This window comes from Pseudomonas sp. ANT_H4, assembly GCF_008369295.1.
In the GTDB taxonomy this organism is placed as follows: Bacteria; Pseudomonadota; Gammaproteobacteria; order Pseudomonadales; family Pseudomonadaceae; genus Aquipseudomonas.
Window position 1 is genome coordinate 181,756 of record NZ_VOBG01000001.1, and the last position, 23,765, is coordinate 205,520.

Genomic DNA, 23,765 nt, shown 5'->3' on the forward strand with positions numbered 1-23,765 from the left:
GTCAGCCGACCAACACTTTGTTCAGGGTGGCGATCAGGGTCTCTTCATCCACCGGCTTGGTCAGGTAATCCTTGGCGCCTTGGCGTGTGCCCCAGACCTTGTCAGTTTCCTGATCCTTGGTGGTAATGATGATCACCGGGATATGGCCGGTTTCCGGGTCCTTGGTCAACTGGCGCGTCGCCTGGAAGCCGTTGAGACCCGGCATGACGATATCCATCAGCACCGCATCTGGCTTTTCCTGGCGGGCAAGCGCTACGCCATCACCACCGTTTACGGCCTTGAGGACCTCGTGACCGTGCTTCTCCAGCATGCCGGTCAGTTTGTACATTTCAGTCGGCGAATCGTCGACGATCAGAATACGTGCCATGGTTTTCCCCACTACATTGGTCGATGCAAGCCCATATGGGCCTGCGTCAATGTGCTTGTTCTACTGCAGCGAAACCCGGCACATACGCCTTGATCGCGCTCAGCAGTTCTTCCTTGCTGAAAGGCTTGGTCAAAAACTGATCAGAGCCGACGATGCGTCCCTTGGCCTTGTCGAACAGACCGTCCTTGGAAGACAGCATGATCACCGGTATCGCCTTGAACGACGGGTGATTCTTGACCAACGCGCAGGTCTGATAGCCATCCAGGCGCGGCATCATGATGTCGACAAAGATAATGTGCGGGTGATGATCAACGATCTTGGCCAAGGCATCGAAACCGTCGATGGCCGTGATGACTTCGCACCCTACGTTCTTCAACAGTGTTTCAGCGGTGCGGCGAATCGTCTTCGAATCGTCGATCACCATCACTTTCAAGGCGTTGGAATGCTGTTCCATATCTGCTCTACCCTCGCCACAGCAAATCGGTTTCGGTGTGCACTGCCTGATGTTGCAAGGGACGAGCGCCAAAACCCTTGCGGTTCAAGGGCCAACACGCCATGGCAGCCTTTTTAGCACAGACTGGGGAGGCAATCTATCAGCCGACCGGCAAGGTGGTTTTTCCTTGACCCGCAACAGCCGCAGCGCCACTCTGACGCCACTTTTATGCGCCCTTATTTGCTAGAGGAAACCCCCCATGAGCGTTCGCGTCGGCATTGTCATGGACCCTATCGCCAGCATCTCCTATAAAAAGGATAGCTCGCTGGCCATGCTGCTGGCCGCCCAGGCCCGCGGCTGGACCCTGTTCTATATGGAACAGCGTGATCTTTATCAGGCCCAAGGGGAAGCTCGGGCACGGATGCGCCCGCTGCAGGTGTTTGCCAACCCTGAGAAGTGGTTCGAACTGGACGCCGAAATTGACAGCCCCCTGAGCGACCTGGACGTGATCCTGATGCGCAAGGACCCGCCGTTCGACATGGAGTTCGTCTACTCCACCTACCTGCTGGAGCAGGCCGAACGTGCCGGTGTGCTGATCGTCAACAAGCCCCAGAGCCTGCGCGACTGCAACGAAAAGCTGTTCGCCACGCTGTTCCCGCAGTGCACGCCGCCCACCGTAGTCAGCCGTCGCGCCGATGTACTGCGTGAGTTTGCCGCCAAGCACGGCGATGTGATCCTTAAACCCCTGGACGGTATGGGCGGCACCTCGATCTTCCGGCATCGAGCCGGCGACCCGAACCTGTCAGTGATCCTGGAAACCCTGACCGCGCTGGGCAGCCAGCAGATCATGGCCCAGGCCTATATCCCGGCGATCAAGGACGGCGACAAGCGCATCCTGATGATCGACGGTGAACCGGTGGACTATTGCCTGGCGCGGATTCCGGCAGCGGGTGAGACCCGTGGCAACCTGGCCGCCGGCGGTCGCGGTGAAGCCCGTCCTTTGACGGACAAGGATCGCTGGATTGCCGCCCAAGTCGGCCCGACCCTGCGCGAAAAAGGCCTGCTGTTTGTTGGCCTTGACGTGATTGGCGAGAACCTCACGGAAATCAACGTCACCAGCCCGACCTGCATTCGTGAAATCGACAATGCCTTTGGCACCAATATCGGTGAAATGCTGATGGCGGCTATCGACCAAAAGCTAAAAACCAAGTGACATAGAACAGCCAGACACAAACCGACATTGCGTTATCATGCCCCACCTGTGAAATGCGCGATGTTGGTTTTCCTGTTATGACGCTCCCCCCCGAACTGCCCCCCGAACTCTCCCGCAGTGGCGTGCGCCCGGCTGATCGGCTCGGATTTACCCTGTTTCTGGCGGCGTTGATTCATTTAGCCCTGATCCTCGGCCTGGGCTTCACCTTCGCCGAACCCAAGCAGATCAGCAAAACCCTGGAAATCACCCTCGCCACCTTCAAAAGCGAAAAGAAGCCGGAAAAGGCTGACTTCCTCGCCCAGGACAATCAGCAAGGCAGCGGCACCCTGGACAAGAAGGCGGTGCCCAAGACCACCGAAGTCGCGCCGTTCCAGGACAACAAGGTCAATAAGGTCACTCCACCGCCGGCCCCCAAGCCTGAGGTCAAGCAGGCCGCGCCGAAGGCCGCCGTTGCCACCGTCGCTCCTAAACCGCAAAAAGCCGTGACCCAGCGCGAAACGGTGAAGACCGAGCCGGCTCCCAGCAAACCAGCTCCAACCTTCGACAGCTCCCAACTCTCCAGCGAAATCTCCAGCCTGGAAGCAGAATTGGCCGCCGAGCAGCAGTTGTACGCCAAGCGCCCACGTATTTATCGCCTGAACGCCGCCTCGACCATGCGCGATAAAGGCGCCTGGTATAAGGACGAATGGCGCAAGAAGGTCGAGCGCATCGGCAACCTGAACTACCCGGACGAAGCCAGGCGCCAGCAGATCTACGGCAATTTGCGCCTGCTGGTGTCGATCAATCGCGACGGCTCTTTATATGAAGTGCTGGTGTTGGAGTCGTCCGGCCAGCCGATGCTGGACCAGGCGGCGCAACGGATTGTCCGTCTGGCAGCACCGTTTGCCCCCTTTACCGGAGACCTCGCGGACATTGATCGACTGGAAATCATCCGCACCTGGCGCTTTGCCAAGGGTGATCGGTTGTCCAGCAATTGACTGCCATGCTGATTTCCTACACATCCTCAGCTTGTCAGTTCGCCCCTCCAACGCCACACTAGCGAACATGAAAAATGTCAGCCCGACCTACCTCAAGCACCAATTCCTGATCGCCATGCCCCATATGGCCGACCCGAACTTTGCGCAGACCTTGACCTATATCGTCGAGCACACGGCCAATGGTGCCATGGGGCTGGTGGTCAATCGCCCACAGCACCTGAGCCTGGCCGACATCCTTGAGCAGTTGCGCCCGGACATTGAGCCGCCAGCCAACAGCCAGGGCGTGCCGATCTACATCGGCGGGCCGGTGCAAACTGACCGGGGGTTCGTGCTGCACCCTACGGGTCCCAAATTCCAGGCCACTGTGGATCTCGACGGGCTGTCCCTGTCCACCTCCCTGGACGTGCTGTTCGCCATCGCCGACGGCGTCGGGCCGCCGCAGAGCCTGATTACTCTGGGTTACGCCGGCTGGGACGCAGGGCAACTGGAAGACGAACTGGCCAACAACGCCTGGCTGACCTGCCCGTTCGATGCTGACATTCTGTTCAATACCGCCAGCGAACTGCGCCTTGAAGCCGCGGCGGCAAGGCTGGGCGTCAATCTCAGCCTATTGACCAGCCAGGCGGGGCACGCCTGATGGCCCTGCGTCTTATCCTCGGTTTTGACTACGGCACCAAACAGATCGGCGTCGCCGTCGGCCAGGTAATCACCGGCCAGGCCCGCGAGCTGTGTACCTTGAAAGCCCAGAACGGCATACCTGACTGGAACCAGGTCGAAGCCCTGATCAAGGAATGGAAACCCGACGCCGTGGTGGTGGGCTTGCCGCTGAACATGGACGGCACCCCGAGCGACATGTGCCTGCGGGCCGAAAAATTCGCCCGGCGCCTCAATGGCCGCTACAACCTGCCCTTCTATACCCACGACGAACGCCTGACCACCTTCGAAGCCAAGGGCGAACGCCTGGCCCGTGGCGGGCAAAAAGGCAGCTACCGCGACAACCCGGTGGACGCCATTGCGGCCGCCCTGCTGCTGCAAGGCTGGCTGGACGAAAATACCGCTTTATTTGAATCCTGACTGACGCGGCTTGCCGCGTCTTCTTACATTTGAGCCCGGACCTTGCCGACACCTTGCCGTGCAAGGCCTTGAAGGAGCCACCATGAGCCTGCCCAATCCCGCCGAACTGATCCGCCAAATGGCGTCAAGCCTTACGGCACACTTGGAACACCGCGCCATCCGCGAGCCGCGCTTTATCGGCATTCGCACCGGCGGCATCTGGGTGGCCCAGGCGTTGCTGGAAGAGTTGGGCAGCGACTCCCCCCTTGGCACCCTGGACGTGTCCTTCTATCGCGACGACTTCAGCCAGAACGGCCTGCACCCGCAAGTGCGCCCTTCGGCCCTGCCCTTCGAGATCGAAGGCCAGCACCTGGTGCTGATCGATGATGTGCTGATGAGCGGCCGCACCATCCGCGCCGCCCTTAACGAACTGTTCGACTACGGCCGCCCGGCCAGCGTGACCCTGGTCTGCCTACTGGACCTGGACGCCGGCGAGTTGCCCATCAGCCCGGACGTGGTCGGCGCCACCCTGTCGCTGGGCGCTCAGCAACGGGTGAAATTGTCCGGCCCTGCGCCGCTCAAACTCGAACTGCAAGAGCTTGCCCTTTAACCCTCCTTGTAAAGAGTCCCCGCGATGACGCCTCCAGATACCAAGCGCCCGCTGCAGCTCAATGCTCAGGGCCAGCTGCGCCACTTTTTGTCCCTCGACGGTTTGCCCCGCAAACTGCTCACCGAAATCCTCGACACCGCCGACTCGTTCCTTGAAGTCGGCGGCCGGGCAGTGAAAAAGGTCCCGCTGCTGCGGGGCAAGACCCTATGCAACGTGTTCTTCGAGAATTCCACCCGCACCCGCACCACCTTTGAACTGGCGGCCCAGCGCTTGTCGGCGGATGTCATCACGCTGAACATCTCCACATCGTCGGCAAGCAAGGGCGAAACCCTGCTCGACACCCTGCGCAACCTCGAAGCCATGGCCGCCGACATGTTCGTCGTGCGTCACGGTGACTCGGGCGCGGCGCACTTCATCGCCGAACACGTGTGCCCGCAGGTGGCGATCATCAACGGCGGCGATGGCCGTCACGCCCACCCAACCCAGGGCATGCTCGACATGCTGACCATCCGTCGACACAAGGGCGGCTTCGAAAATCTCTCGGTGGCCATCGTCGGCGACATCCTGCACTCGCGGGTAGCGCGCTCGAACATGCTGGCCCTGAAAACCCTTGGCTGCCCGGATATCAGGGTGATCGCGCCAAAAACCCTGCTGCCCATTGGCATCGAGCAATATGGCGTTAAGGTCTACACCGACATGGTCGAAGGCCTGAAAGACGTCGATGTGGTGATCATGCTGCGCCTGCAACGCGAACGCATGTCCGGCGGCCTGCTGCCCAGCGAAGGTGAGTTCTACCGCCTGTTCGGCCTGACCAGCGCGCGCCTGGCCGGCGCCAAACCGGATGCCATTGTCATGCACCCTGGCCCGATCAACCGTGGTGTGGAGATTGAGTCGGCAGTGGCCGACGGGCCGCAGTCGGTGATTCTCAACCAGGTCACCTACGGCATCGCCGTACGCATGGCGGTATTGTCCATGGCCATGAGCGGGCAAACCGCACAACGTCAATTCGAGCAGGAGAACGCCCAGTGAAGATCAGCATCCTCGGCGCCCGCGTCATCGATCCCGCCAGTGGCCTGGATCAAGTCAGCGATTTACACCTGGAAGCCGGCAAGATCATTGCCATCGGCGCCGCACCCACCGACTTCAGCGCCGTCGAGACCATCGACGCCAAAGGCTTGGTCGCCGCACCTGGGTTGGTGGATCTGAGTGTCGCCCTGCGCGAGCCGGGTTACAGCCGCAAAGGCAGCATCGCCAGTGAAACCCGCGCAGCCGCCGCCGGTGGCGTCACCAGCCTGTGCTGCCCGCCGCACACCAAGCCGGTGCTGGACACCTCGGCCGTGACCGAGCTGATCCTCGATCGCGCCCGCGAAGCCGGCAACTGCAAGGTCTTCCCCATCGGCGCCCTGAGCAAAGGCCTAGACGGCGAACGGCTGGCCGAGCTGATCGCCCTGCGCGACGCCGGTTGCGTGGCCTTCGGCAATGGCCTGGAGAGCTTTCGCAGCACCCGCACCCTGTGCCGCGCCCTGGAATATGCAGCCACCTTCGACCTGACGGTGATTTTCCACTCCCAAGACCGCGACCTGGCCGAAGGCGGCCTGGCCCACGAAGGCCCCACCGCCAGCTTCCTCGGCCTGGCGGGCATCCCGGAAACCGCAGAAACCGTGGCCTTGGCCCGGGACCTGCTGCTGGTGGAACAAAGCGGCGTGCGGGCGCACTTCAGCCAGTTGACCAGTGCACGGGGCGTGGCACTGATCGCCCAGGCACAAACTCGCGGTTTGCCGGTGACGGCGGATGTGGCGCTGTATCAGCTGATTTTGACGGATGAAGCACTGATCGACTTTTCCAGCCTGTACCACGTACAGCCGCCACTGCGCACTCGTGCTGATCGTGATGGTTTGCGGGCGGCGGTAAAATCCGGGGTGATTTCGGCGATTTCCAGCCATCACCAGCCTCACGAGCGGGATGCCAAGATGGCGCCGTTCGGCGCGACAGAGCCTGGGATCAGCAGTGTTGAATTGCTGCTGCCGTTGGCGATGACGTTGGTGGAGGATGGCTTGCTGGACTTGCCAACGCTGTTGGCGCGCTTGAGCTCAGGCCCTGCGCAAGCGTTGCGCCTGCCGGCGGGTAAGCTGGAAGTGGGTTCGGCGGCGGATCTGGTGCTGTTTGATCCGGCCAGCTCCACGGTTGCCGGGGAGCACTGGCTGTCCAAAGGCGAAAACTGCCCGTTCATCGGTCACAGTTTGCCGGCGAATGTGCGGTACACCTTCATGGATGGGCGGATCAGCTACCAGGCTTGATGACCTACTCGGTCAATGTGGGAGCGCGATAGCGGAGTGTCAGATACCCAAAATATCGACTGACACACTGCTATCGCACCATACGTATCTACATATTTTGAAGACAGAAACCGCTGTAGCTGTTATCGACCGCCAAGCCGCTCGGCATTGCGAATCGAAATCTGCGTATTCAGCGTCCAGAAGTCATACAGCACGCCAATCAGGAACAAACCACCGGTCAGCAGATAAAGGAGACCGGTAAGCCATTTGCCCTGATACATCCTGTGCAAACCAAACACCCCGAGGAACGCCAACAAGATCCAGGCGACATTATATTCAATGGGGCCAGCGGTAAAACGCAGGTCCGCTTCCCGGTCCATGGCCGGAATCAGGAACAGGTCGATCAACCAGCCAATCCCCAACAGGCCCAAGGTGAAAAACCAGATCGTGCCGGTCACCGGTTTGCCGTAATAGAAACGGTGAGCACCCGTAAAGCCCAAAATCCAGAGCAGGTAACCGATCACCTTGCTGTGGGTGTCTTGCTGCGAAACATCCTGTCGATAGGTGTTCATAAATGACCTCTTTTGTCTCGATAGATAAATATTTCTGGTTTCTTTGTGACTTTTTTACAGGCACCCGACGTATGGCAAATGGTATCGTCGCTTCCCTCAAAGCCCTGTACCACCTGACTTGTGTAGGACAATTGCGGCAGTTCGTCGCGCTTTTCCTGAGTTTGACCCCAAGGTTCAGTCGACAGACGGCCTGAGAACGACACAAAAAGCTGTTATAAAGTTGCGCGCAAACCCATATAGAGCCTTGCCTAATGCGACCATTTTTCAAGACATGGCTAACCATTTGCCTATTAATGCCACTGGCCGCCCACGCCACCAATCGTGAGCAACGACTTCCGAACGTTAACGGTTTCACCCCTAAAGTTCATGCCACTACCAGCTCCGCCAAATCGGTAAAGCTGACCGTCAAGCGCCCGACTCAACTGAGCAAGGCCCACGGTAAAGCAACACCCGGCCTGATAGCGGTCAATACCAAGCAAAGCAGTACCGTCTTGAGCCGCGCCGTCAACGTGCTCGGCACTCCTTATCGTTGGGGCGGCAGCAGCCCAAGTAAAGGGTTCGACTGCAGCGGCTTGGTGAAATATGCATTTAATGATGTTGCCGCGGTTGATTTGCCGCGCACCTCCAATGCCATGGCCAATGGCCACGGGCAAAAGGTTGATCGCAAGGACCTGAAACCGGGCGACCTGCTGTTCTTCAAGCTCAAGAGCCGCCAGGTCAATCATGTTGCCATCTACCTGGGCAACGACCGCTTCATCCACGCACCACGCCGTGGCAAGTCGGTCAGCATCGACACGCTGAAAAAACCGTTCTGGGACAAGAACTACGTGATTGCCAAGCGCGTGCTGCCTAAAGAACAAAACAATCTGCGGATTGTGCAGCGCTGATCGGCTTACTGTAGGAGCAAGCTCGCTCCTACAGTTCCCCAGGCACCCTCGCCTTCTCCCGCGCATCCTCGCGGCGGATCAGACCCTGGCTGACCAAAGCCTTCAAGCTCATGTCCAACGTCTTCATTCCCAACGTCCCACCCGTCTGAATCGCCGAATACAGCTGCGCCCCCTTGTCCTCGCGGATCAGGTTACGGATCGCCGGTGTGCCGAGCATGATTTCATGGGCCGCCACCCGTCCGCCGCCGATCTTCTTGATCAACACTTGTGACACCACCGCCTGCAATGACTCCGAGAGCATTGAGCGAACCATGGCCTTTTCCCCGCCCGGAAACACATCCACCACCCGGTCCACGGTTTTCGCCGCCGACGAGGTGTGCAGGGTGCCAAACACCAAATGCCCGGTTTCCGCCGCGGTCAGCGCCAGGCGGATGGTTTCCAGGTCGCGCATCTCGCCCACCAGGATGACGTCAGGGTCTTCGCGCAGTGCCGAGCGCAAGGCTGTCGAAAAGCTATGGGTATCGCGATGCATCTGCCGCTGGTTGATCAGGGCGTTTTTCGGCTGGTGGACAAATTCGATGGGGTCTTCAAGGGTAAGGATGTGTTGATGACGGTGGTTGTTGAGGTAATCGATCATCGCCGCCAGGGTGGTGGATTTCCCGGAGCCGGTAGGGCCGGTGACCAATACCAGCCCCCTGGGTAGATCGGCGATCCGCCGAAACACCTCGCCCAACCCCAGGCTTTCCAGGCTCTGGACCTTTGACGCAATAGTGCGGAACACCGCCCCAACGCCCCGATGCTGCTGAAAGACATTCACCCGAAAGCGCCCCACGTCGGGCAACTCGAAGGCGAAATCCGTTTCAAGAGATATTTCGAAATCCTTTTGCTGGTGTTTGTTGAGTAAAGGGCTGAGCAGATCCGCAACTTGCGTAGAGCTCAGCACCGGCCAGTCGAGCGCACGAACCTCGCCATCGACCCGCACCATCGGCGCCAGCCCGGCCGACAGATGCAGGTCGGACGCGCCCTGGCTGACGCTTGCAGCCAGCAATTGAGTGATATCCATAGGGCTTTCCATTTCCAGTAGAATGCCGCGGACTCCATATCCACGGGCGCATCTTGAATGTCGACGATAGCAGACAACATCGGCCTGGTTAGTGACCGGATCCGCGCGGCGGCCCAGGCCGTACAGCGCGACGAACACAGCATCCACCTGCTGGCCGTCAGCAAGACCAAACCCGCGCAAGCCGTGCGCGAAGCCTATGCCGCCGGGATGTGCGACTTTGGCGAGAACTATCTGCAGGAAGCGCTCGGCAAACAGCTGGAATTAACCGACCTACCCTTGAGTTGGCACTTCATTGGCCCCATTCAATCGAACAAGACTCGTGCGATCGCCGAGAATTTCGCTTGGGTGCATTCCGTGGACCGCCTGAAAATCGCACAACGCCTGTCCGAGCAACGTCCGGCCAACCTACCGCCGCTCAATATCTGCATTCAGGTCAACGTCAGTGGCGAAGACAGTAAATCCGGCTGTACACCCGCAGATTTGCCGGCACTGGCCGAAGCAATAAGCGCCCTGCCACGCTTGAAGCTGCGCGGTTTGATGGCGATTCCCGAACCGTCTGAAGATCGGGCAGCCCAGGACGCCGCGTTCTCAGCTGTACGCGATCTGCAAGCAAGCCTGAACCTGCCACTGGACACACTTTCCATGGGCATGAGCCACGACCTTGAGTCGGCCATCGCCCAAGGCGCCACCTGGGTGCGGATCGGTACCGCCCTGTTTGGCGCCCGCGACTACGGCCAGCCGTGAAATGGCTGACTTCCATCTGAGTAAGGACCTGTCATGAGCAACACGCGTATTGCCTTTGTCGGCGCTGGTAACATGGCGGCCAGCCTGATCGGCGGCCTGCGGGCCAAGGGCCTGGAAGCGGACCGGATTCGCGCTAGCGACCCCGGCGCCGAGACCCGCGCCCGCGTCAGCGCTGAACACGGCATCGAAGTCTTCGCCGACAACGCCGAGGCCATTCAAGGCGTCGACGTGATCGTGTTGGCGGTCAAGCCACAGGCCATGAAAGCCGTGTGCGAAAGCCTGCGCCCGAGCCTCAAACCCCATCAACTGGTGGTGTCCATCGCCGCCGGCATCACGTGTGCCAGCATGAACAACTGGCTCGGGGCCCAGCCGATTGTGCGCTGCATGCCCAATACCCCGGCGCTGCTGCGTCAGGGTGTGAGCGGGTTGTATGCCACCAGCGAAGTTAACGCGGCACAACGTGATCAGGCGCAAGAGCTGTTGTCGGCTGTCGGCATCGCCCTGTGGCTGGAACAAGAGCAACAACTGGACGCCGTCACCGCCGTATCCGGCAGTGGTCCTGCGTACTTCTTCCTGCTGATTGAAGCGATGACCGCCGCCGGCGTGAAGCTTGGCCTGCCTCGGGAAACTGCCGAGCAACTGACCCTTCAAACCGCGCTGGGCGCCGCGCACATGGCGGTGGCGAGTGATGTCGATGCCGCCGAACTGCGCCATCGCGTGACCTCGCCGGGTGGTACCACACAAGCTGCGATCGAATCGTTCCAGGCCGGGGGCTTTGAAGCCCTGGTGGAAAAAGCATTGGGCGCCGCCGCGCACCGCTCGGCCGAGATGGCCGAACAACTAGGTCAATAAGGAGCCAACATGATTGGTTTGAACACCGCAGCCGTCTACGTGCTGCAAACCCTCGGCAGTCTGTACTTGCTGATCGTGCTGTTGCGCTTTGTCCTGCAACTGGTACGGGCAAACTTCTACAACCCACTCTGCCAATTCGCCGTGAAGGCTACGCAGCCGCTGCTCAAGCCATTGCGCCGAGTGATCCCGAGCCTGTTCGGCCTGGACATGTCCTCGCTGGTACTGGCGATTCTGGTGCAGTTGGCGTTGATGGCCCTGACGTTGCTGCTGACCTACGGCACTACCGGCAATTTCCTGCAGTTGGTGGCCTGGTCCCTGATCGGTGTGACCGCGCTGTTTCTGAAGATCTTCTTCTTTGCCCTGATCATCAGTGTGATCCTGTCCTGGGTCGCACCGGGCAGCCATAACCCTGGCGCCGAACTGGTCAACCAGATCTGCGAGCCTGCCCTGGCGCCGTTCCGCAAGATTCTGCCGAACCTGGGCGGCCTGGATATTTCGCCGATCCTCGCCTTCATGACGCTCAAGCTGCTGGATATGCTGGTGATCAACAATCTGGCGGCCATGACCCAAATGCCGGACATCCTGCGCCTGCTTATCTGATGAGCTATTTCCGCTGGGACGGTGACGATCTGATTCTGGATTGTCACCTGCAACCTGCAGCCCGCAGCAACGAGTTCGCGGGCCTGCACGGCGAACGCCTGAAAATCCGCCTCACCGCCCCGCCGGTGGAGGGCAAGGCCAATGCCTACCTGATGGCGTTTCTGGGCAAGGCCTTTGGCATCCCTAAAAGCCAGGTCAGCCTGATCAGCGGAGAGCTGAATCGGCAGAAACGGGTTCGGCTGAAGGCGCCTAAAAAGCTTCCTGACTTACCGGGGTTGGTGCGCCCGGCCTGATCGCTTGCCGCTGAGGCCCCCGCTCTTTAGACTTACGCCTCATTTAAACGAGAGCAGGGTCGATGCCAACTGCCTTTCCCCCCGATTCTGTTGGACTGGTCGTGCCACAAGTGGCGCACTTCAGCGAACCGCTGGCCCTGGCCTGCGGCCGTTCGCTGCCAGCCTACGACCTGATCTACGAAACCTATGGCGAACTGAACGTCACGGCCAGCAACGCCGTGCTGATCTGCCATGCCCTGTCCGGCCACCATCACGCAGCCGGTTTCCACAACGTCGACGAGCGCAAGCCCGGCTGGTGGGACAGCTGCATCGGCCCTGGCAAGCCTATCGACACCAACAAGTTCTTCGTGGTCAGCCTGAACAACCTCGGCGGTTGCAACGGTTCAACCGGCCCCAGCAGCCTCAATCCGGAGACTGGCCGACCGTTCGGCGCCGACTTCCCGGTACTGACCGTGGAAGATTGGGTCCACAGCCAGGCGCGCCTCGCTGATCTGCTGGGCATCGGCCAATGGGCAGCGGTGATCGGCGGCAGCCTGGGGGGCATGCAAGCCCTGCAATGGACCATCACTTATCCGGATCGGGTGCGCCATTGCCTGGCCATTGCCTCAGCGCCCAAGTTGTCGGCGCAGAACATCGCCTTCAACGAAGTGGCACGCCAGGCGATCCTCACCGACCCCGAGTTCCATGGCGGTTCGTTCCAGGAAGCTGGCGTGATCCCCAAGCGCGGGCTGATGCTGGCGCGGATGGTGGGACACATCACTTACCTGTCGGATGACTCCATGGGCGAGAAATTCGGCCGTGGCTTGAAGAGCGAGAAGCTCAACTACGACTTCCACAGCGTCGAGTTCCAGGTCGAAAGTTACTTGCGCTATCAGGGTGAAGAGTTTTCCGGGCGTTTCGACGCCAACACCTACCTGCTGATGACCAAGGCCCTGGACTACTTCGACCCGGCGGCGAACTTCGACGATGACCTGGCGAAAACCTTCGCCAATGCCACATCCAAGTTCTGCGTAATGTCGTTCACCACCGACTGGCGCTTCTCCCCGGCCCGTTCGCGGGAGCTGGTAGATGCACTGATGGCTGCGAAGAAAGACGTCTGCTACCTGGAGATCGACGCACCGCAGGGCCACGACGCCTTCCTGATCCCGATCCCGCGCTACCTGCAAGCGTTCACCCACTACATGAACCGCATAAAACTGTGAGAACGCCATGAGAGCCGACCTGGAAATTATCCAAGACTGGATCCCCGCCGGCAGCCGCGTGCTCGACCTGGGTTGCGGCGATGGCGAACTGCTGAGCTGGCTGCGGGACAACAAGCAAGTCACCGGCTATGGCCTGGAAAACGACCCGGACAACATTGCCCAGTGCGTGGCCAAGGGTATCAACGTCATCGAGCAGGACCTGGACAAGGGGCTGGGCAACTTCGCCAGCAACAGTTTCGATATCGTCGTCATGACTCAGGCCCTGCAAGCCGTGCACTACCCGGACCGGATTCTCGACGAAATGTTGCGGGTAGGCCGCCAGTGCATCATCACCTTCCCCAATTTCGGCCACTGGCGCTGCCGCTGGTACCTGGCCAGCAAGGGCCGGATGCCGGTGTCAGATTTCCTGCCGTACACTTGGTACAACACGCCGAACATCCACTTCTGCACCTTCGAGGATTTCGAAGCGCTGTGCAGTGAGCGCGAAGCCAAAGTCATCAACCGCCTTGCTGTCGACCAACAGCACCGCCACGGGTGGGCCAGTAAGCTATGGCCTAATCTGTTGGGTGAGATCGGGATTTACCGGGTCAGCAGTCCAGGCCTGACAGACCATCAGATTGCCATCTAACAACCCTATTTAAGGAGGACGATCATGAGTCGCCTGGCTGTTTTTCTACTCACCGCGTGCCTAAGCGTCACGGCCATGGCCGCCGATGTTATCAAGGGTGAGCGCAAGGAAGTGTTTGGTGATATCACCGTTCACTACAGCACCTTCAATTCCACCTTTTTGCAACCCGATGTGGCCCAGGCGGTTGAGCTGGTGCGCAGCAAGCAGCAGGGCGTGATCAACGTTTCTGTGATCAAGGGCGGCACTCCGTTAACCGCGCAGGTCAGCGGTACGATCAAAGAGTTGAGCGGCAAGAGCGTGCCTCTGAGCTTCAAGCAGATTACTGAAAGGGGGGCGATTTATTACCTCGCCCAATACCCGGTGCCCCAGCAAGAAATCCGGGTTTTTACCATCAACGTTGAAACCGGCGGCAAAGCCCACGGTTTCAGTTTCAACCAAGAACTGTTTCCGGCCGAATAATGAACCTCACGCAACTCGTACTGGCCAGCCATAACGCCGGCAAACTCAAAGAACTCCAGGCCATGCTCGGCGAGTCGGTGCAACTGCGCTCGATTGGCGAGTTCAGCACCGTCGAGCCGGAAGAGACCGGCCTGTCATTCGTCGAGAACGCCATCCTCAAGGCCCGCAATGCTTCGCGCATCTCGGGCCTGCCGGCCCTGGCAGACGATTCGGGGCTGGCGGTGGACTTTCTTGGCGGTGCGCCGGGCATTTATTCAGCCCGTTATGCCGATGGCCAAGGCGATGCGGCGAACAACGCCAAGCTGCTGGACGTACTCAAGCACGTGCCCGACGCTGAGCGCGGCGCACAGTTCGTCTGTGTGCTGGCCTTGGTGCGTCACGCTGACGACCCGTTGCCGATCCTCTGCGAAGGCCTGTGGCACGGGCGTATCCTGCATACAGCCAGCGGAGCCCACGGTTTTGGTTATGACCCGCTGTTCTGGGTACCAGAGCGCGACTGCTCAAGTGCCGAGCTGAGTCCGGCAGACAAGAACCAGATCAGCCACCGCGCCCGTGCAATGGATTTGCTGCGCCAGCGTCTGGGCCTGAAATGATCCAGAACACCTCTGCGCAGCCACTGATCCTCGGTGGCGCGCAAACACCTCGGGCGGCCCTGCCTCACCTGCCGCCCCTGGCGCTGTACATCCACATCCCGTGGTGCGTGCGTAAATGTCCCTATTGCGACTTCAACTCCCACACCGCCAGCCCCGTGTTGCCGGAAGAAGAGTACGTCGATGCCTTGCTGGCTGACCTTGATCAGGACCTGCACGCCGTTTACGGCCGCGAACTGAGTTCGATCTTCTTCGGCGGCGGCACCCCCAGCCTGTTCAGCGCAACCGCGCTGGGCCGACTGCTCAAGGGCGTGGAACAACGTATCCCGTTTGCCTGCGACATCGAGATTACCCTGGAAGCCAATCCCGGAACCTTCGAGCAAGAGAAGTTCGTGGCTTATCGCAAGCTGGGAATCAATCGACTGTCCATTGGCATCCAGAGCTTCCAGCAGGAAAAACTCAAGGCCCTGGGCCGAATCCACAATGGTGACGAAGCCATACGTGCCGCCGGTATGGCGCGTCAGGCAGGGTTCGACAACTTCAACCTGGACCTGATGCACGGCTTGCCCGATCAGTCCCTGGATGACGCCCTGGACGACCTGCGCCAGGCCATTGCCCTCAAGCCCACACACCTGTCGTGGTATCAACTGACCCTGGAACCCAACACGGTGTTCTGGAACCAGCCGCCGACACTGCCGGAAGACGACACCTTGTGGGATATCCAGGAGGCAGGCCAAGCCCTGCTGGCCGAACACGGTTACGCCCAGTATGAAGTCTCGGCCTACGCCCAGACGGGCCGGCCGGCGCGGCACAACCTCAATTACTGGAGTTTCGGCGACTTTATCGGCATCGGCGCCGGCGCCCACGGCAAGCTCAGCCATCCAGACGGGCGCATCGTGCGCACCTGGAAAACCCGCCTGCCCAAGGACTACCTCAACCCGGCAAAGAACTTCCAGGCCGGCTCGAAAGAACTGACCAATGATGAGTTGCCGTTCGAGTTCCTGATGAACGCCCTGCGCCTCACCGACGGCGTCGAAGCCAGGCTCTACACCGAGCGCACCGGCCTGGACCTGGCCAGCCTCAGTGAAGCCCGCCGCGAGGCAGAACAAAGTGGCTTATTGCAGGTCGAACCGTCACGCCTGGCGGCCACCGACCGCGGGCAACTCTTTCTCAATGACCTGCTGCAGAAGTTTTTGAGCTGATAGCTCTAAGGAAATCGAATGGATTTGGTACTCGACCTGCTCGCCACCGTATCCCGCTGGAGCCGCAGCAACCTGTCGGAAATCTCCCTGGCCCTCGTCGGCTGCCTGCTGGTGGTGTTTGGCGCCGACATCAAGGGCTGGGTCGACGCCCGCATGGGCAGCATCGCAGGCGCGTTGCGCGTACCGCTGATGGCCCTGGTGTGCATGATCGGCAGTGGCGCCGCGTTGATCTACGCCACACCGTGGATTGTTCGGGGGCTGAGCCAGTTCAACAACTACAGCCTGGCGCCAGTGTTGTTGGTGGTGCTGGTGTTGATTGGGGTTGTAGCGGATCGACGCTGACCTCAAACCCAACACAAAAAAAATGTGGGAGCTGGCTTGCCTGCTCCCACATTTGATTGCATTTCAGCTTTCTAGCTGATTAAGACAGCTTCTCGAACTTCATATCCCAAACCCCATGCCCCAGTCGCTCGCCGCGACGCTCGAACTTGGTGATCGGCCGTTCGGTCGGACGCGGGACGCATTTGCCGTCTTCGGCCAGGTTGCGGTAGCCGGGGGCGACGTCCATGACTTCCAGCATGTACTCGGTGTACGGTTCCCAGTCGGTGGCCATATGCAGGATGCCGCCGACCTTGAGCTTGCTGCGTACCAGCTCCGCGAAGGAAGCCTGGACGATGCGGCGCTTGTGGTGACGGCTCTTGTGCCATGGGTCGGGGAAAAATAGCATCAGGCGGTCGAGACTATTGTCAGCGATGCAACGGTTGAGCACTTCAATGGCGTCGCAGTCGTAGACCCGCAGGTTGGTCAGGCCCTGGGTGAGCACGCCGTTGAGCAGCGCACCGACACCCGGACGGTGCACTTCGACACCGATAAAGTCCTGTTCCGGCGAGGCCGCGGCCATTTCCAGCAGGGAGTGGCCCATGCCGAAGCCGATTTCCAGGGAGCGCGGGGCCGAACGGCCAAACACTTGGTCGAAGTCCACCGGCGCGTCGGCCAGGGGCAGGACGAACAGCGGCGTGCCCTGCTCCAGGCCCTTTTGCTGGCCTTCAGTCATGCGCCCAGCGCGCATCACGAAGCTCTTGATGCGGCGGTGCTGGCGCTCTTCGCCTTCTTCCACAGGGTTCGGCGTTTCGTTTGATTCAGTCATCAATGGCTCTTACTTGATCAGACCATCCAGCGGCGAGGAGGCGCTGGCGTAAAGTTTTTTCGGCATACGCCCGGCGAGGTACGCCAGGCGACCGGCGACAATGGCGTGCTTCATGGCTTGCGCCATCATGATCGGTTGCTGCGCGTTGGCGATGGCCGAATTCATCAGCACCGCTTCGCAGCCCAGCTCCATGGCGATGGTGGCGTCGGAGGCGGTACCGACACCGGCGTCCACCAGCACAGGAATCTTGGCTTCTTCGAGGATGATCTGCAGGTTGTAAGGGTTGCAGATCCCCAGGCCAGTGCCGATCAGGCCAGCCAGCGGCATCACGGCGATACAGCCGATTTCCGCCAGTTGACGGGCGATGATCGGGTCATCGCTGGTGTAGACCATCACGTCGAAGCCTTCCTTGACCAGGATTTCAGCGGCCTTGAGGGTTTCGATCACGTTGGGAAACAGGGTTTTCTGGTCGGCCAGGACTTCCAGCTTCACCAGGTTGTGGCCGTCGAGCAGTTCACGGGCCAGGCGGCAAGTGCGCACGGCCTCGATAGCGTCGTAGCAACCGGCGGTGTTCGGCAGGATGGTGTAGCGATCCGGCGGCAGGATATCCAACAGGTTCGGTTCGCCCGGGTTCTGGCCGATATTGGTGCGGCGCACGGCAACCGTGACGATCTCGGCGCCCGAGGCTTCGATGGCCAGGCGGGTTTCTTCCATGTCGCGATACTTGCCGGTGCCTACCAGCAAACGCGACTGGTAGGTACGACCGGCCAGGACGAAGGGCTTGTCGCTACGAACGATGCTCATGGGAAATCCTCTGTTGGGGTGAGGTTCTGCAGAATGCGGGGTGGCGCGCTTACGCGCCGGGCGAACGGCTAGCCGCCGCCGATAGCGTGGACCACTTCGACCTGGTCACCCTCGGTGAGCGCGGTCTCGGCGTGCTGGCTACGCAGGACGATATCCTGATTGAGCTCCACTGCGACGCGGCGTCCGGTCAAGTCCAGACGGGTCAGCAGGGTCGCAACGGTTTCACCGTCGGGCAGTTCAAAGGGTTCGCCGTTCAACTGAATGCGCATGCCGCAGGCCGCCATCGTTTTTAGGGGCCAGCATTCTAGCTCGATCGGCCTTGCCGACCCAAGGCCCTTCGTCAGCTGCAAGCGGCAAGCTTTAAGCCGAGAGTTGCAAGCGCCAGGCAGCCAGGCCAAGGCACAGCCAACCAATCAGGAACGCCAAGCCGCCGAACGGCGTAATGATCCCAAGTTTGCTGATGCCGGTCAGCGTCAGCAGGTACAGGCTGCCGGAGAACAGCAGGATGCCGACGACAAACGACATGCCCGCCCAGGTGACCAGCCGACCGGGAATGTGCGCGGCCAGCAGAGCCACGCCGAACAGTGCCAGGGTATGTACCAGTTGGTAGGTCACGCCGGTGTGGAAAATCGCCAGATAGTCGGCGCTCAGTCGGTTTTTCAGGCCGTGGGCGGCAAACGCACCAAGGGCGACACCGGTGAAACCAAAAAAGGCAGCCAGTAACAGAAAGCCACGCAGCATGAGGAACTCCAGTCAGACTCATTGGGCAGGGTCTGTATAATGGCCCGCTCAAACGGTTCGGCCAAGCCATCTCTATGCTGCGTCTCCTCTTCAGTCGTTTCCTCAAAGCCGTGAAATGGTTTGCCATCGGCAGCGTTTTGCTGGTGCTGCTGTTTCGCGCGGTACCGCCACCGGGAACCGCGTTGATGGTCGAGCGCAAGGTCGAGTCCTGGTTCGACGGCGAACCCATTGACCTGCAGCGCAGCTGGGTGCCGTGGGATGAAATCTCCGAGGATCTGAAAGTAGCGGTGATGGCTGGCGAGGATCAGCGCTTTCCCCAGCATTGGGGCTTTGATTTTGGTGCGATCCAGGCCGCCTTGCTGCATAACGAGCGCGGCGGTTCGCTTCGCGGTGCCAGCACCTTGAGCCAGCAAGTGTCGAAGAACTTGTTCCTGTGGGCCGGGCGCAGTTGGCTGCGCAAGGGGCTGGAGGCGTGGTTTACCGGGCTGATCGAGACTCTTTGGCCCAAGCAGCGAATTCTTGAGGTGTACCTCAACAGCGTGGAGTGGGATGAAGGGGTATTTGGCGCGGAGGCGGCGGCACGGCATCACTTTGGCGTGAGCGCGAAGTCCCTGAGCCGTCAGCAGGCCAGTTATCTGGCGGCGGTGCTGCCTAACCCACGGGTTTGGAGCGCCAGTCATCCGACTGCTTATGTAGCCCGACGGGCCGCCTGGATTCGCCAGCAGATGAGTCAGTTGGGTGGCGACAGTTACCTGAATGAACTGAGCAATTCGCGTAAGGCGCCATGGGCCGACTGATTGTTTCCAGCACCAAAAAAAATGCCCCGATCTTTCGATCGGGGCATTTTTTATGTCTTTCGCAGCGTTTTAAGCGGCGATCGACAGTTTCAGCTTATTCATCGCGCTTTTCTCAAGCTGACGAATCCGCTCGGCCGACACGTTGTACTTCTGCGCCAAGTCGTGCAGCGTGGCTTTTTCTTCTGCCAGCCAGCGCTGGTAGAGGATGTCACGGCTGCGGTCGTCCAGCACTTCCAGTGCTTCGTGCAGGTTGTGGTTGGAGTTATCGCTCCAGTCGGCATCTTCCAGTTGACGTGCCGGGTCATACCGGTGGTCTTCCAGGTAGTTGGCCGGCGATTGGAAGGCGCTGTCGTCGTCCGCTTCCGCGGCCGGGTCAAAGGCCATGTCATGGCCGGTCAAGCGACTTTCCATCTCGCGCACTTCCCGAGGCTCCACACCGAGGCTTTCCGCCACGCGATGGACTTCCTCGTTATTCAGCCACGCCAGGCGTTTCTTCTGGCTGCGCAGGTTGAAGAACAGCTTGCGCTGGGCCTTGGTGGTCGCCACTTTCACGATGCGCCAGTTGCGCAGGATGAACTCGTGGATTTCCGCCTTGATCCAGTGCACGGCAAACGACACCAAACGCACACCCATCTCAGGGTTGAAGCGCTTTACCGCCTTCATCAGGCCGACGTTGCCTTCCTGGATCAGGTCAGCCTGGGCCAGGCCGTAGCCGCTATAGCTACGGGCAATATGTACAACAAAACGCAGGTGGGCGAGCACCATCTGCCGAGCCGCCCCCAAATCCTGCTCATAGTAGAGACTCTCGGCCAGTTCACGCTCCTGCTCGGGCGTCAGCAATGGAATGCTGTTGACCGTGTGCACATAAGCTTCCAGGTTCGCACCCGGGACCAAGGCATAAGCAGGTTGCAAAGAAGTGGTCATACGAAAAAACCTCCGACTCACATAACTCGTGCAGTTCAGCACTGCGAAAATTGACCGGGAACCGTAGGACAAGTTCCCTAAACCGCTGATACGGTCAATACAAACAAAACCACGTTAATCTGACATTAACTACTTCGGTGCCAGCTCACGTAAATGCCGTGCGACCGCAATCCAAGCACCGATATACCCCAACAATACCGCGCCAAGCAAGAGCGACAGACCATCGGCTGCCGGCACGCCGGCCAGCGCAAAATCGCTGCCGTACAAACCAGCCAGGCCGACCACCGCATCGTTCAGCCAATCCAGGCCAAACGCAAGGACGCCCCAGGACAGAATCCCGGCACCAAAGCCATACAACGCCCCCATATACAGAAATGGACGACGCACATAGCTGTCCGTGCCGCCGACCAGTTTAATCACTTCTATCTCTGTGCGACGGTTTTCAATATGAAGACGAATGGTATTACCTATCACCAAAAGTAATGCAGAAACCAAAAGTACCGTCAAACCGAAGACAAACCGGTCACCCAGCTTGAGAATTGCCGCCAGGCGCTCGACCCAGACGAGATCAAGCTGCGCCTGTTGCACCTTGGGCAGCTCGGACAGTTTTTGTCGCAAGGCTTCAAGGGTCGGCTTGTCGACTTCATTAGGCGTCACCAGCACCACGCCCGGCAGCGGATTTTGCGGCAATTCTTTCAATGCCTCACCCAAACCGGTTTGCTGCTGGAACTCTTCCAGAGCCTGATCGCGGCTGATGTACTCGGCATCAGCCACACCCGGCATGTTCTTGATCTGCTCGCGCAGAGCCTCGCCTTCAGCGGGACTGGCGTCCAATTGCAAGTACAGGGAAATCTGCGCCGCCCGCTGCCAGGAACCGCCGAGGCGCTCGACATTATTAAGCAGCAGCGACAAACCCATCGGCAGGCTCAAGGCTACGGCCATCACCAGGCAGGTAAAAAAACTACCCACCGGCTGCTTGCCCAGACGGCGCAGGCTGTCCAGCAGGCTGGCGCGGTGGTTTTCGACCCAGGCATGCAGCAAGGTGCTGAAGTCTGGGCCGTCGTCCTCGTCGTGTTTCTTTTTCTTCTGCGGTTGCGGGTCGGCCGGTTTCGGCGCGACACGTTCGGAAACCTTAGGGCTGCGTGTAGCACTCATACGCCAGCCTCCCCGTCACCGATCAAGCGGCCGCGTTGCAGGGTCAGCATGCGATGGCGCATGCGGGCGATCAGCGCCAGGTCGTGACTGGCGATCAGCACACTGGTGCCCAGGCGGTTGATGTCTTCGAAAACACCCATGATTTCTGCTGCCAGACGTGGGTCGAGGTTACCGGTGGGCTCATCCGCCAGCAGCAAGGCCGGGCGATGGACGATGGCGCGGGCGATGCCGACGCGCTGCTGCTGGCCGGTAGACAGGTCGCCGGGATAAAGATCGGTCTTGTCCGACAGCGCCACACGCTCCAGGGCCGAATCCACACGCTTGACGATTTCCGCCTTGGACAGCCCGAGAATCTGTAACGGCAAGGCAATGTTGTTGAACACCGTGCGATCAAACAGCAACTGGTGATTCTGGAACACCACGCCAATCTGACGGCGCAAGAACGGGATCTGCGAGTTACTGATGGTCGCCAGGTCCTGGCCCGCCAGCAACAGCTTGCCAGTGGTTGGGCGCTCCATGGCCAGCAGCAACCGCAACAAGGTACTTTTGCCAGCACCGGAATGACCGGTGACGAACAAGAATTCGCCGCGACGCACTCTAAAACTCAGCTCATGCAAGCCGACATGCCCGTTAGCGTAGCGTTTACCGACTTGTTCGAAACGAATCATGAACTCTCCCGCTCGGCAAACAGTGCCTGGACAAAGGGTTCGGCTTCAAAAGTTCGCAGATCATCGATGCCTTCACCAACACCGATATAACGAATGGGCAGCCCGAATTGTTTAGCCAGGGCGAAAATCACGCCGCCCTTGGCCGTGCCGTCGAGCTTAGTCAATGCCAGGCCAGTCAGTTGGACCGTCTGATGGAATTGTTTGGCCTGGCTGATGGCGTTCTGGCCAGTACCCGCATCCAGCACCAGCAAAACCTCATGGGGAGCGTCAGCGTCCAGCTTGCCCATGACCCGGCGCACCTTCTTCAACTCTTCCATCAGATTATCTTTGGTGTGCAGGCGACCGGCGGTATCAGCAATCAGCACATCAATGTTGCGGGCCTTGGCAGCCTGCACGGCATCGAAAATCACAGAAGCCGAATCGGCACCGGTGTGCTGGGCGATCACCGGGATCTTGTTGCGCTCACCCCAGACCTGCAGTTGCTCCACGGCGGCGGCGCGGAAGGTGTCACCGGCGGCGAGCATGACTTTCTTGCCTTCCAGTTGCAGCTTCTTCGCCAGCTTGCCGATGGTAGTGGTCTTGCCGGCGCCATTGACGCCCACCACCAGGATCACGAACGGCTTGTTCGGGGTGATGACCAGTGGTTGTTCCACCGGTTTGAGCATAGCGGTCAACTCGGCCTGCAACGACTTGTAGAGCGCATCCGCGTCGGTGAGTTGCTTGCGCGCGACCTTCTGGGTCAGGCTCTGGATGATAACGGCGGTGGCTTCGACGCCCACGTCGGCGGTCAGCAGGCGGGTTTCGATGTCTTCGAGCAGTTCGTCATCAATGATTTTCTTGCCCAGGAACAGGCTAGCCATGCCTTCGCCAATGCTCGCGCTGGTTTTGCTCAGGCCTTGCTTCAGACGGGCGAAGAAGCCGGTTTTGCTGGCTACGGTGACAGCGACTGGCTCCGGATCGGCGGCGAGCTCGATGACAGCTGGCGCCGCGACCACAACTGGGGCGACGACTGGCACAGGGGCAGGCTCGGCGACAACAAGGGCAGGCACTTCAACGACCGGCACCTCTTCAATCACAACCTGAACGGGCTCCAACGCCGGAATCGGCGGCACCACATGTTCAGCCTGCTCGTCTTCGACCAAGGCTACGGGCTCTTCCGCCACCGGCAAGACCAGCCAGGGTTTGTGCTCTGGCTCGGGCTCAGGTTTCGGCACGGCTTCAACAACCGGCTGCAATACCGGCTCAGCCATGGGCAACACCACCGGCACCAGCGTTTCGGCAATCGGCTCGGCTTCTACCGGCTCAGGGATCGGCTCAGGCTGAACTTGCGGCTGTTCGACGGCGGTTTCCTGCGGCTTTTTGCGCAGCCATCCGAACAGGCCTTTTTTCTCGCCAGCCGCAGCTGGGGTCTTCTTGTCGTCGTTGGAACCAAACATGGAGGACGGCTATCTCAAGGTAGCGACGCGCCAAGGTGGCGCTTCGGTAAATAATATTCGATGCGTAACAGA

31 protein-coding genes are annotated in these 23,765 nt (G+C 60.0%); 19 read left to right on the forward strand and 12 right to left on the reverse strand.

What is annotated here, in order from left to right:
• Position 1: 1 nt before the first annotated feature.
• Positions 2-367 (reverse strand): twitching motility response regulator PilH, encoded by a 366-nt coding sequence (gene pilH, locus FQ182_RS00835; protein ID WP_149412198.1) that lies wholly within the window; start codon positions 365-367, stop codon positions 2-4.
• Between the two features lie 46 nt (positions 368-413).
• The gene (gene pilG / locus FQ182_RS00840; protein ID WP_149412199.1) at positions 414-821 is read right to left on the reverse strand and encodes a twitching motility response regulator PilG; all 408 of its coding nucleotides are present in this window, start codon (positions 819-821) and stop codon (positions 414-416) included.
• Positions 822-1,059: 238 nt separating this feature from the next.
• Between pilG and gshB the strand changes: the two genes are divergently transcribed.
• The 7 genes from gshB to FQ182_RS00875 all read left to right on the forward strand — a co-directional run bounded on the left by gshB (position 1,060) and on the right by FQ182_RS00875 (position 6,950).
• Positions 1,060-2,013: a glutathione synthase gene (gene gshB, locus FQ182_RS00845; RefSeq protein ID WP_149412200.1), complete on the forward strand. Its 954-nt coding sequence runs from the start codon at positions 1,060-1,062 to the stop codon at positions 2,011-2,013.
• A gap of 77 nt (positions 2,014-2,090) precedes the next feature.
• Entirely contained in the window at positions 2,091-2,990 is a 900-nt protein-coding gene (locus FQ182_RS00850) for an energy transducer TonB (RefSeq protein WP_149412201.1), read from the forward strand.
• A gap of 67 nt (positions 2,991-3,057) precedes the next feature.
• Complete coding sequence (locus FQ182_RS00855; protein ID WP_149412202.1) at positions 3,058-3,627, forward strand: YqgE/AlgH family protein; 570 nt, start codon at positions 3,058-3,060, stop codon at positions 3,625-3,627.
• Positions 3,627-4,064, forward strand: a complete 438-nt coding sequence (gene ruvX, locus FQ182_RS00860; RefSeq protein WP_133102430.1) for a Holliday junction resolvase RuvX — start codon at positions 3,627-3,629, stop codon at positions 4,062-4,064. The genes FQ182_RS00855 and ruvX overlap by 1 nt, the downstream gene beginning before the upstream one ends.
• Positions 4,065-4,146: 82 nt before the next feature.
• Positions 4,147-4,653 carry a bifunctional pyr operon transcriptional regulator/uracil phosphoribosyltransferase PyrR gene (gene pyrR / locus FQ182_RS00865; protein WP_149412203.1) on the forward strand — a complete coding sequence of 169 codons (507 nt, stop codon included), beginning with the start codon at positions 4,147-4,149 and terminating at the stop codon, positions 4,651-4,653.
• Between the two features lie 24 nt (positions 4,654-4,677).
• Complete coding sequence (locus FQ182_RS00870; protein ID WP_149412204.1) at positions 4,678-5,682, forward strand: aspartate carbamoyltransferase catalytic subunit; 1,005 nt, start codon at positions 4,678-4,680, stop codon at positions 5,680-5,682.
• Positions 5,679-6,950 carry a dihydroorotase gene (locus FQ182_RS00875; RefSeq protein ID WP_149412205.1) on the forward strand — a complete coding sequence of 424 codons (1,272 nt, stop codon included), beginning with the start codon at positions 5,679-5,681 and terminating at the stop codon, positions 6,948-6,950. Before FQ182_RS00870 ends, FQ182_RS00875 begins: the two co-directional genes overlap by 4 nt.
• A gap of 122 nt (positions 6,951-7,072) precedes the next feature.
• Here FQ182_RS00875 and FQ182_RS00880 read toward each other — a convergent pair whose 3' ends face one another.
• Complete coding sequence (locus FQ182_RS00880; RefSeq protein WP_149412206.1) at positions 7,073-7,501, reverse strand: TM2 domain-containing protein; 429 nt, start codon at positions 7,499-7,501, stop codon at positions 7,073-7,075.
• Positions 7,502-7,752: 251 nt separating this feature from the next.
• On the opposite strand from FQ182_RS00880, the gene FQ182_RS00885 reads away from it, so the two are divergent.
• On the forward strand, positions 7,753-8,388 hold the full coding sequence (locus FQ182_RS00885; RefSeq protein ID WP_149412207.1) for a C40 family peptidase: 636 nt from the start codon (positions 7,753-7,755) through the stop codon (positions 8,386-8,388).
• A gap of 28 nt (positions 8,389-8,416) precedes the next feature.
• Here FQ182_RS00885 and FQ182_RS00890 read toward each other — a convergent pair whose 3' ends face one another.
• Positions 8,417-9,451: a type IV pilus twitching motility protein PilT gene (locus tag FQ182_RS00890; RefSeq protein ID WP_149412208.1), complete on the reverse strand. Its 1,035-nt coding sequence runs from the start codon at positions 9,449-9,451 to the stop codon at positions 8,417-8,419.
• Between the two features lie 57 nt (positions 9,452-9,508).
• On the opposite strand from FQ182_RS00890, the gene FQ182_RS00895 reads away from it, so the two are divergent.
• The 10 genes from FQ182_RS00895 to FQ182_RS00945 all read left to right on the forward strand — a co-directional run bounded on the left by FQ182_RS00895 (position 9,509) and on the right by FQ182_RS00945 (position 16,363).
• Positions 9,509-10,195, forward strand: a complete 687-nt coding sequence (locus FQ182_RS00895) for a YggS family pyridoxal phosphate-dependent enzyme (RefSeq protein WP_149412209.1) — start codon at positions 9,509-9,511, stop codon at positions 10,193-10,195.
• A 33-nt stretch (positions 10,196-10,228) separates the two neighbouring features.
• Positions 10,229-11,047 (forward strand): pyrroline-5-carboxylate reductase, encoded by an 819-nt coding sequence (gene proC / locus FQ182_RS00900; RefSeq protein WP_149412210.1) that lies wholly within the window; start codon positions 10,229-10,231, stop codon positions 11,045-11,047.
• Between the two features lie 9 nt (positions 11,048-11,056).
• On the forward strand, positions 11,057-11,647 hold the full coding sequence (locus FQ182_RS00905; RefSeq protein WP_149412211.1) for a YggT family protein: 591 nt from the start codon (positions 11,057-11,059) through the stop codon (positions 11,645-11,647).
• The gene (locus tag FQ182_RS00910) at positions 11,647-11,940 is read left to right on the forward strand and encodes a DUF167 domain-containing protein (RefSeq protein WP_133102440.1); all 294 of its coding nucleotides are present in this window, start codon (positions 11,647-11,649) and stop codon (positions 11,938-11,940) included. Before FQ182_RS00905 ends, FQ182_RS00910 begins: the two co-directional genes overlap by 1 nt.
• 62 nt (positions 11,941-12,002) lie before the next feature.
• On the forward strand, positions 12,003-13,142 hold the full coding sequence (locus FQ182_RS00920) for a homoserine O-acetyltransferase (protein ID WP_149412212.1): 1,140 nt from the start codon (positions 12,003-12,005) through the stop codon (positions 13,140-13,142).
• Positions 13,143-13,149: 7 nt separating this feature from the next.
• Entirely contained in the window at positions 13,150-13,770 is a 621-nt protein-coding gene (gene metW, locus FQ182_RS00925) for a methionine biosynthesis protein MetW (RefSeq protein ID WP_133102442.1), read from the forward strand.
• A 24-nt stretch (positions 13,771-13,794) separates the two neighbouring features.
• On the forward strand, positions 13,795-14,229 hold the full coding sequence (locus tag FQ182_RS00930; RefSeq protein ID WP_149412213.1) for a DUF4426 domain-containing protein: 435 nt from the start codon (positions 13,795-13,797) through the stop codon (positions 14,227-14,229).
• Positions 14,226-14,822, forward strand: coding sequence for an RdgB/HAM1 family non-canonical purine NTP pyrophosphatase (rdgB, locus tag FQ182_RS00935; protein WP_149412214.1), 597 nt, complete (start codon positions 14,226-14,228; stop codon positions 14,820-14,822). Before FQ182_RS00930 ends, rdgB begins: the two co-directional genes overlap by 4 nt.
• Positions 14,819-16,021, forward strand: coding sequence for a radical SAM family heme chaperone HemW (gene hemW, locus FQ182_RS00940; protein ID WP_149412215.1), 1,203 nt, complete (start codon positions 14,819-14,821; stop codon positions 16,019-16,021). The genes rdgB and hemW overlap by 4 nt, the downstream gene beginning before the upstream one ends.
• 18 nt (positions 16,022-16,039) lie before the next feature.
• Positions 16,040-16,363 carry a DUF3392 domain-containing protein gene (locus tag FQ182_RS00945; RefSeq protein ID WP_133102446.1) on the forward strand — a complete coding sequence of 108 codons (324 nt, stop codon included), beginning with the start codon at positions 16,040-16,042 and terminating at the stop codon, positions 16,361-16,363.
• A gap of 79 nt (positions 16,364-16,442) precedes the next feature.
• Here the strand turns inward: FQ182_RS00945 and trmB are convergent, their stop codons facing one another.
• From trmB to FQ182_RS00965, 4 genes are all read right to left on the reverse strand, one after another.
• Positions 16,443-17,168, reverse strand: coding sequence for a tRNA (guanosine(46)-N7)-methyltransferase TrmB (trmB, locus tag FQ182_RS00950; RefSeq protein ID WP_149412216.1), 726 nt, complete (start codon positions 17,166-17,168; stop codon positions 16,443-16,445).
• Positions 17,169-17,177: 9 nt separating this feature from the next.
• On the reverse strand, positions 17,178-17,972 hold the full coding sequence (locus FQ182_RS00955; protein WP_149412217.1) for a thiazole synthase: 795 nt from the start codon (positions 17,970-17,972) through the stop codon (positions 17,178-17,180).
• A gap of 68 nt (positions 17,973-18,040) precedes the next feature.
• Positions 18,041-18,241, reverse strand: a complete 201-nt coding sequence (gene thiS, locus FQ182_RS00960; RefSeq protein WP_178114366.1) for a sulfur carrier protein ThiS — start codon at positions 18,239-18,241, stop codon at positions 18,041-18,043.
• A 91-nt stretch (positions 18,242-18,332) separates the two neighbouring features.
• Positions 18,333-18,713 (reverse strand): DUF423 domain-containing protein, encoded by a 381-nt coding sequence (locus FQ182_RS00965; RefSeq protein WP_133102450.1) that lies wholly within the window; start codon positions 18,711-18,713, stop codon positions 18,333-18,335.
• A gap of 74 nt (positions 18,714-18,787) precedes the next feature.
• Here FQ182_RS00965 and mtgA point away from each other — a divergent pair, with 74 nt between their 5' ends.
• The gene (gene mtgA / locus FQ182_RS00970) at positions 18,788-19,510 is read left to right on the forward strand and encodes a monofunctional biosynthetic peptidoglycan transglycosylase (RefSeq protein ID WP_149412219.1); all 723 of its coding nucleotides are present in this window, start codon (positions 18,788-18,790) and stop codon (positions 19,508-19,510) included.
• A 69-nt stretch (positions 19,511-19,579) separates the two neighbouring features.
• Here the strand turns inward: mtgA and rpoH are convergent, their stop codons facing one another.
• The 4 genes from rpoH to ftsY all read right to left on the reverse strand — a co-directional run bounded on the left by rpoH (position 19,580) and on the right by ftsY (position 23,693).
• Positions 19,580-20,434, reverse strand: a complete 855-nt coding sequence (gene rpoH, locus FQ182_RS00975) for an RNA polymerase sigma factor RpoH (protein ID WP_003176698.1) — start codon at positions 20,432-20,434, stop codon at positions 19,580-19,582.
• A gap of 129 nt (positions 20,435-20,563) precedes the next feature.
• The gene (gene ftsX, locus FQ182_RS00980) at positions 20,564-21,589 is read right to left on the reverse strand and encodes a permease-like cell division protein FtsX (RefSeq protein ID WP_149412220.1); all 1,026 of its coding nucleotides are present in this window, start codon (positions 21,587-21,589) and stop codon (positions 20,564-20,566) included.
• Positions 21,586-22,257 (reverse strand): cell division ATP-binding protein FtsE, encoded by a 672-nt coding sequence (ftsE, locus tag FQ182_RS00985; protein ID WP_149412221.1) that lies wholly within the window; start codon positions 22,255-22,257, stop codon positions 21,586-21,588. The genes ftsX and ftsE overlap by 4 nt, the downstream gene beginning before the upstream one ends.
• On the reverse strand, positions 22,254-23,693 hold the full coding sequence (ftsY, locus tag FQ182_RS00990) for a signal recognition particle-docking protein FtsY (RefSeq protein ID WP_149412222.1): 1,440 nt from the start codon (positions 23,691-23,693) through the stop codon (positions 22,254-22,256). Before ftsY ends, ftsE begins: the two co-directional genes overlap by 4 nt.
• Positions 23,694-23,765: the final 72 nt, after the last annotated feature.

What these genes read in the sequence shown, in the direction of transcription:
- pilH (WP_149412198.1), bottom strand. Translation starts at nt 367, where the DNA reads ATGGCACGTATTCTGATCGTCGACGATTCGCCGACTGAAATGTACAAA.
- pilG (WP_149412199.1), bottom strand. Translation starts at nt 821, where the DNA reads ATGGAACAGCATTCCAACGCCTTGAAAGTGATGGTGATCGACGATTCG.
- gshB (WP_149412200.1), top strand. Translation starts at nt 1,060, where the DNA reads ATGAGCGTTCGCGTCGGCATTGTCATGGACCCTATCGCCAGCATCTCC.
- FQ182_RS00850 (WP_149412201.1), top strand. Translation starts at nt 2,091, where the DNA reads ATGACGCTCCCCCCCGAACTGCCCCCCGAACTCTCCCGCAGTGGCGTG.
- FQ182_RS00855 (WP_149412202.1), top strand. Translation starts at nt 3,058, where the DNA reads ATGAAAAATGTCAGCCCGACCTACCTCAAGCACCAATTCCTGATCGCC.
- ruvX (WP_133102430.1), top strand. Translation starts at nt 3,627, where the DNA reads ATGGCCCTGCGTCTTATCCTCGGTTTTGACTACGGCACCAAACAGATC.
- pyrR (WP_149412203.1), top strand. Translation starts at nt 4,147, where the DNA reads ATGAGCCTGCCCAATCCCGCCGAACTGATCCGCCAAATGGCGTCAAGC.
- FQ182_RS00870 (WP_149412204.1), top strand. Translation starts at nt 4,678, where the DNA reads ATGACGCCTCCAGATACCAAGCGCCCGCTGCAGCTCAATGCTCAGGGC.
- FQ182_RS00880 (WP_149412206.1), bottom strand. Translation starts at nt 7,501, where the DNA reads ATGAACACCTATCGACAGGATGTTTCGCAGCAAGACACCCACAGCAAG.
- FQ182_RS00885 (WP_149412207.1), top strand. Translation starts at nt 7,753, where the DNA reads ATGCGACCATTTTTCAAGACATGGCTAACCATTTGCCTATTAATGCCA.
- FQ182_RS00890 (WP_149412208.1), bottom strand. Translation starts at nt 9,451, where the DNA reads ATGGATATCACTCAATTGCTGGCTGCAAGCGTCAGCCAGGGCGCGTCC.
- FQ182_RS00895 (WP_149412209.1), top strand. Translation starts at nt 9,509, where the DNA reads ATGTCGACGATAGCAGACAACATCGGCCTGGTTAGTGACCGGATCCGC.
- proC (WP_149412210.1), top strand. Translation starts at nt 10,229, where the DNA reads ATGAGCAACACGCGTATTGCCTTTGTCGGCGCTGGTAACATGGCGGCC.
- FQ182_RS00905 (WP_149412211.1), top strand. Translation starts at nt 11,057, where the DNA reads ATGATTGGTTTGAACACCGCAGCCGTCTACGTGCTGCAAACCCTCGGC.
- FQ182_RS00910 (WP_133102440.1), top strand. Translation starts at nt 11,647, where the DNA reads ATGAGCTATTTCCGCTGGGACGGTGACGATCTGATTCTGGATTGTCAC.
- FQ182_RS00920 (WP_149412212.1), top strand. Translation starts at nt 12,003, where the DNA reads ATGCCAACTGCCTTTCCCCCCGATTCTGTTGGACTGGTCGTGCCACAA.
- metW (WP_133102442.1), top strand. Translation starts at nt 13,150, where the DNA reads ATGAGAGCCGACCTGGAAATTATCCAAGACTGGATCCCCGCCGGCAGC.
- FQ182_RS00930 (WP_149412213.1), top strand. Translation starts at nt 13,795, where the DNA reads ATGAGTCGCCTGGCTGTTTTTCTACTCACCGCGTGCCTAAGCGTCACG.
- hemW (WP_149412215.1), top strand. Translation starts at nt 14,819, where the DNA reads ATGATCCAGAACACCTCTGCGCAGCCACTGATCCTCGGTGGCGCGCAA.
- FQ182_RS00945 (WP_133102446.1), top strand. Translation starts at nt 16,040, where the DNA reads ATGGATTTGGTACTCGACCTGCTCGCCACCGTATCCCGCTGGAGCCGC.
- trmB (WP_149412216.1), bottom strand. Translation starts at nt 17,168, where the DNA reads ATGACTGAATCAAACGAAACGCCGAACCCTGTGGAAGAAGGCGAAGAG.
- FQ182_RS00955 (WP_149412217.1), bottom strand. Translation starts at nt 17,972, where the DNA reads ATGAGCATCGTTCGTAGCGACAAGCCCTTCGTCCTGGCCGGTCGTACC.
- thiS (WP_178114366.1), bottom strand. Translation starts at nt 18,241, where the DNA reads ATGCGCATTCAGTTGAACGGCGAACCCTTTGAACTGCCCGACGGTGAA.
- FQ182_RS00965 (WP_133102450.1), bottom strand. Translation starts at nt 18,713, where the DNA reads ATGCTGCGTGGCTTTCTGTTACTGGCTGCCTTTTTTGGTTTCACCGGT.
- mtgA (WP_149412219.1), top strand. Translation starts at nt 18,788, where the DNA reads ATGCTGCGTCTCCTCTTCAGTCGTTTCCTCAAAGCCGTGAAATGGTTT.
- rpoH (WP_003176698.1), bottom strand. Translation starts at nt 20,434, where the DNA reads ATGACCACTTCTTTGCAACCTGCTTATGCCTTGGTCCCGGGTGCGAAC.
- ftsX (WP_149412220.1), bottom strand. Translation starts at nt 21,589, where the DNA reads ATGAGTGCTACACGCAGCCCTAAGGTTTCCGAACGTGTCGCGCCGAAA.
- ftsE (WP_149412221.1), bottom strand. Translation starts at nt 22,257, where the DNA reads ATGATTCGTTTCGAACAAGTCGGTAAACGCTACGCTAACGGGCATGTC.
- ftsY (WP_149412222.1), bottom strand. Translation starts at nt 23,693, where the DNA reads ATGTTTGGTTCCAACGACGACAAGAAGACCCCAGCTGCGGCTGGCGAG.